A 4,983-nucleotide genomic window follows, 5' to 3' on the forward strand; every position below is an offset into this window, starting at 1 on the left:
CACGAACGCACTGAGGGCAACCCCTTCTTCATCGAAGAGATCTGCCGTGCGCTGCTCGACCAGGGCACGCTGACCCTCAGCGACGGCTTGCTGCATTCGAAGCGCACGATCGAAGGCATCGCGCTGCCGCACTCCATCGAGGCACTGATCCGCGCGCTGCTGGATCAGCTGCCCGAAGCGGCCCAGGATCTGGCCAAACTGGCCAGCGTTCTGGGGCGCGATTTCTCGCGCGACGATCTCGAGGCCTTGAGCGCGCACGCCGGCGCCTGCGGCGAGCTGCTCGCGCGCCTGGTCGACGCCGCGCTGATCGAGCCCACGCAGATCGTGCCTGGTCCGCGCTATCGCTTCCGACACGCACTGGTGCAGTTCGTGGCCCACGAGTCGCTTCTGGGCCGGCAGCGCCAGGTGCTGCACCAGCGCGTGGGCGACATGCTGGCCGAGCGCCACCGCGAATGCCCCGACGAGGCGATGGACCTGCTGGCTTATCACTACTGCCAGGGCAACGATGCGCAGCAGGCCATCGATTGCTCGCTGCGCGCCGCGCGGCTGGCGGCCCAACGCGCAGCGCACTCCGTCGCCGTGCAGCACCTGAACAATGCGATCGGCCTGCTGGAGGAGCAACCTCCCGGCCCCTGCCGCAACCCGCAGTTGCTCGACGCCTATGCGGTGCTGGGCCACTACCTGATCCTGCTCCAGGGCTATCGCAGCGAGGGCGTGACGCGCGTCTACGAACGCGCCAAGGCCCTGAACGCGGACGACACCTTCGGCGACGCGCGGTTCTCGTTGGCGTGGATGCTCTGGCGCTACACCTACGTGCGCGCCCGGCTCGCCGAGGGTGCTGCGCTGGCCGAACAGTTGCAGGCGATGGCCGGCCGCAGCGGCAATCCGGGCAAGCGGCTGGCTGCGCACGCCGCAGCAGGGATCATCGCGCTGCTGCGAGGCGATGCAACGCGCGCACTCGGCTGCTTCGATGTCGCTTTGACGAACTTCGATGCGCAGACGGAGCTCCTGCTGGCCCGCGAGTACGGCGATTCACCGGCGGTCTTCGCATGGACCTTCCGCGGCATGGCCCTCACCCTGCTGGGGCGGCTGGATGCGGCCGATGGCTCGTTCCAATCCGCACGCGAGCTGGCTGACACGCTGGCCCACCCCGGCTCCCGGACGCTGGCGCTGTACTACTCCGGCGTCTTCTGGGCCGCGCTGGGCATGCTCGACAAGGTCGCCCGCAGCAGCCAGGCCCTGGTCGAGCTGTGCGAGCGCCACGATTTCATCGGCATCCGCGCGCTCGGCATGGTGCAGCAAGGCATGGTGATGCTGGCCCAGGGCGGCGTGCACGCCGAGAAGGGGATGGCCATGATCCAGGCCGGCGCCGACACCGCGATCGCCTCGGGCTCCGACCTCTTCAGGCCGGTGCACCACCTGTTCATGGCCGAGCAGCTGGCGCGAGCCGGGCAGCCGGACGCGGCGCGGGCCCATCTGCTGCAGGCGCGCGAGGCGCTCCAGAGCATCGGCCCGCATCACAACGACTCCGAGCTCGAGCGCATACAGGGCGTGCTGGCCGCCGACCAAGACCCCGCCGGCGCGCTGCGGCATTTCGAACGCGCCATGGCCCTCACGCAGGCCCGCCGGGCGCCGCTGCTTGGCCTGCGGTGCGCGATGGACGCAGCCACGCTGCTGATGTCGCAGCAGCGCCTCGCGGCCGCGCAAGGCTGGTTGCAGCCGGCGCTGGAGGGGCTGTCGTCACAGGCCCATTGGCCCCCGGTGGCGCGCGCGGTGGCCCTGCTCGAGAAGTTGACGAACGCCGAGCGCCCGGGCCGTTAAGCGCGGCCCGCGCTGGCGAGCGTGTCGCCTCGCACCAGCTCCTGCAGCAGGTAAGGGTAGATGTCCTGCGCGGCGCGCCGGCCGATGAACAGATCCATGTGGGCGTAATCGTCGAACTGGTGCCAGGTATAGGGCTGCGCGCCGTTGTGCGCACAGACCCAGCGGTAGGTGCGCGCCGAGGTCTCGGGGAAGAACAGCTCATTCCTGGCGCCCGCGACGAAGCTGATGGGCAAGCTCAACCGCGCCACCTGCCCCGGCTGCATGTAGGTGTCGCGGCCGTCATGGTCGACGACCTGCCCGGCCCGCATGATGCGCTGCAGGTGGTCCATCGGCGCCAGCGCCACCGGGCTGAACATCTCGCGCAGCGCGACATGCGTCCAGTGGTTCAACTGACCATGCGTGTACGAAGGGCCGAAGAAGGCGAAGACGCGTTTGCAGACCGGGTTCTTGCAGCCCTCGCCGGCGGGCACCGGCACCTGCCAGGCGACGGCGCTGAGCTCATGGTCATGGTCCGCGTCGCCGCCCTCGCGCCCCGGCACCAGGTCGACGGCATGGTGGAGCCAGCTGATCTCGTCGGCCACCCGAACGAGGTTCATGTCGGCCTTCAGGTCGTTCATCCAGTTCGTCACCGGATGCAGGGTCAGCTGCGATGAGATCACCGAGCGCACGCCCCGCATGCCGCGCAGCAGGGCCATCAACAGGCTCATCGAGCCCACGCAGTGCGCAATCGCTTGCACGTCGTCCACCTGTGCGGCCTGGCGCACGAAATCAACGGCCGCCGGCCAGTCCAGCGCCGCGACGTCGTCGATCGAATAGGGCTTCAGCGGGCTGCCGGAATCGCTGCTGGCACGGTAGTCGAACAGCCAGGTGTCGTAGCCCTGCGCGCAGAGGAACTCCACCAGATTCTGCTCGACCGTGTCCGCGGCGAAGGAGCTGGCCTTGACGGAAAAGCCAGGCGCCAGGATGACCGGGCCCTTGCTGCCGCCCTGGTAGCGCGTCAGGCGAATGCTGAAACCATCGGCCAGCGGCACCAGGGTGGATTGCGGCGCGGGCGCCACCAGGGGCCGGCGGGGGCGATGCGGCTCCTGCGCGAGGGGGAAGTCGTTCAAGCACGCCAGCATGCCGCCGTAGGCATTGAACAGGTCGCGCGCGAAGGCACCTGCAAATCGCGCGAGATAGGCCCTCTTGATGGCGTCGGCCGCCGCCGGGAATCGCCATACCGCCTCGGACAACCAGCCCTCCCCGCGCTGCAGCTCGACCGTGCTCGATTGCTTGAGCAGGTCTTCGAGCCCCAGCGTCAGCACGCCCTGCGCCACCAGCCGGCCCTGGCTGCTGTCGCCCTCGTGCACGCGGGTGAACAAGGTGGTCACGTCGCCCCACCACGACGAACCCTCCTGCTGATGCAGGCGCTTGAAGCCGCTGAGGTGGAGCACGCCCGCTCCCGTCTGCTCGGCCCGGCGCAAGGTCAGTGCATAGCGCATCGTCCAGGCCTCGGGCCGGTCGGCCTCCATGCGCAGGAACTGCCACGTGCCGCTCTCGATGGCCATGGGCCTGTCGGACAGTGCCGGGCAGCTCACGGTGCCGGTGATCGACGCCAGGTGCGCCGGGTCCGCCGTCAGCTTTTGGAGGTCGTCGATCTGCACGGTGAGATCGCAGCGCATCGCCTGCCCTTGCGCGCGCCCCCAGGCCGCCGCGTTGGCGTAGTCGGTCTGCAGGCGTTGGCTGTCGTCGGGCCTGGCGACCACCGCCTGCGTGCTGATCCAGCCGCTCATGGTCTCGCTGAACCGGAGCCTGGGGCTGAGCAGCTCCGGGTAGCGCTCAATGATGTCCTGCAGCACCAGCGCGGCCAGGTCGATCGCGTCGTTCTCCAGGTGCGCGAGCAGGGCCTTGACCCAGTCACCGATGTCGCCGGGCAAGGAGGCGGCCACGCCCGCGGCCCGCGACGATGCCGATGCGGCAGGCAACGACAAGGCCTGGCGCGGCTGCAGGCTCAGATCGATCGTCCAGCCCCGATCGTCGGCGAGCAGTTGGCACGCGCGTTCGGCCACGGAGGTGATGGTCAGCAACGGGTTGACGCCCACCGCGCCGGGCATCACGGCGCCATCGACCACATAGAGCCCCTCGTGCACCGCCGTGCCCTCGCGGCCGGAGAAGACCTGGCACTTGTGGTTGACGACGCCGCGCGTGGCATCGTCGCCCAGGGCGCAGCCGCCCACGGGATGCACGGTGATCAGCCGTTCGCCCAGCGGCTCGGTCCACAGCGGGTTGCCGGTGAGCTGCCCACGAACGGCCTCGTTGGCCGCCCGGATCCACGCGTTGTCGCGGGCGTACACCGGCGCGGCGCCCGCCCCGGGCCAGTGGATGCGCAGACGATCGTTCTCCAGGCGCAGCTCACCCTGGGCGTCGTCCACGCTCATCACGAGGTAGCTCTGGGTGCGCGCCACCGGGCCCTTGTAGGCCCAGGCAGTCATCTGACCTGGGTCCGCCTGGAGCGCCTGGCCCATCCGGCCGGCCTCCTGCAGCCGGCTGCGGCCGTCTTCGATCCCGTAGGCGAAGTAGTCGCTGCGCTGCGCATCGGCGAAGAACAGCGGCCCGGCCAGCAAGGGCGCCAGCGCGCCCGGGATCACGCCCTCCTCGATCACCAGGCCGTGCCCCACATCGCGGTCAGCATGACGCATGTCGATCACACCGGTGATGCAGGGCCCGGGCAGGTCTTCGGCCGCCACCCGATTGGTGCCGACGCCCACCCCGTTGATGTTGGGCCATGCGTCGCCTGCCTCGCCCTCGCGCCAATGGCTGTCGTAGCCCAGGGCCACCATATCGCCATTGCCCGAGAAGCCCCGGCCGAGCCGGCCGGAGAGCGCCAAGCCCTCGGCTCGGGAGCGCAGCAGGATCTCGGTCGAGCCCAGGCTGCCAGCACCCAGGATCACGATGTCCGCCGACACGCTCTGGCACTGCGTGGCACCGGCGGCGGTGAACAACACGCGCCAGCCGGCGCCATTGCGCTCCACATGGCTGACTCGCGCGCCGGTGAACAGCTCCGCGCCGTGCGCGTGGGCATCGGGCAGGTAGTTCATCAGGGTCGTGTTCTTGGCCCCCACGTTGCAGCCGCTGGTGCAATCGCCGCACAGGGTGCACTTGGGCTGCACCACGCCGAACGGG

Annotated in this window: 2 protein-coding genes; one reads left to right on the plus strand and one right to left on the minus strand. The window is 69.8% G+C overall.

Annotation, left to right across the window (positions count from 1 at the left end; genetic code table 11):
* On the plus strand, positions 1-1,821 hold a 1,821-nt coding region (locus VJ693_RS03800), incomplete at its 5' end, for a hypothetical protein (RefSeq protein ID WP_324152137.1).
* On the opposite strand, the gene VJ693_RS03805 is transcribed toward VJ693_RS03800, so the two are convergent.
* Positions 1,818-4,983: alpha/beta fold hydrolase (locus VJ693_RS03805; RefSeq protein ID WP_324152138.1), on the minus strand; the 3,166-nt coding region annotated here is incomplete at its 5' end. The two genes, VJ693_RS03800 and VJ693_RS03805, sit on opposite strands and share 4 nt — an antisense overlap.

It is taken from the genome of Ideonella sp., assembly GCF_035254525.1.
GTDB lineage: Bacteria > Pseudomonadota > Gammaproteobacteria > Burkholderiales > Burkholderiaceae_C > Ideonella.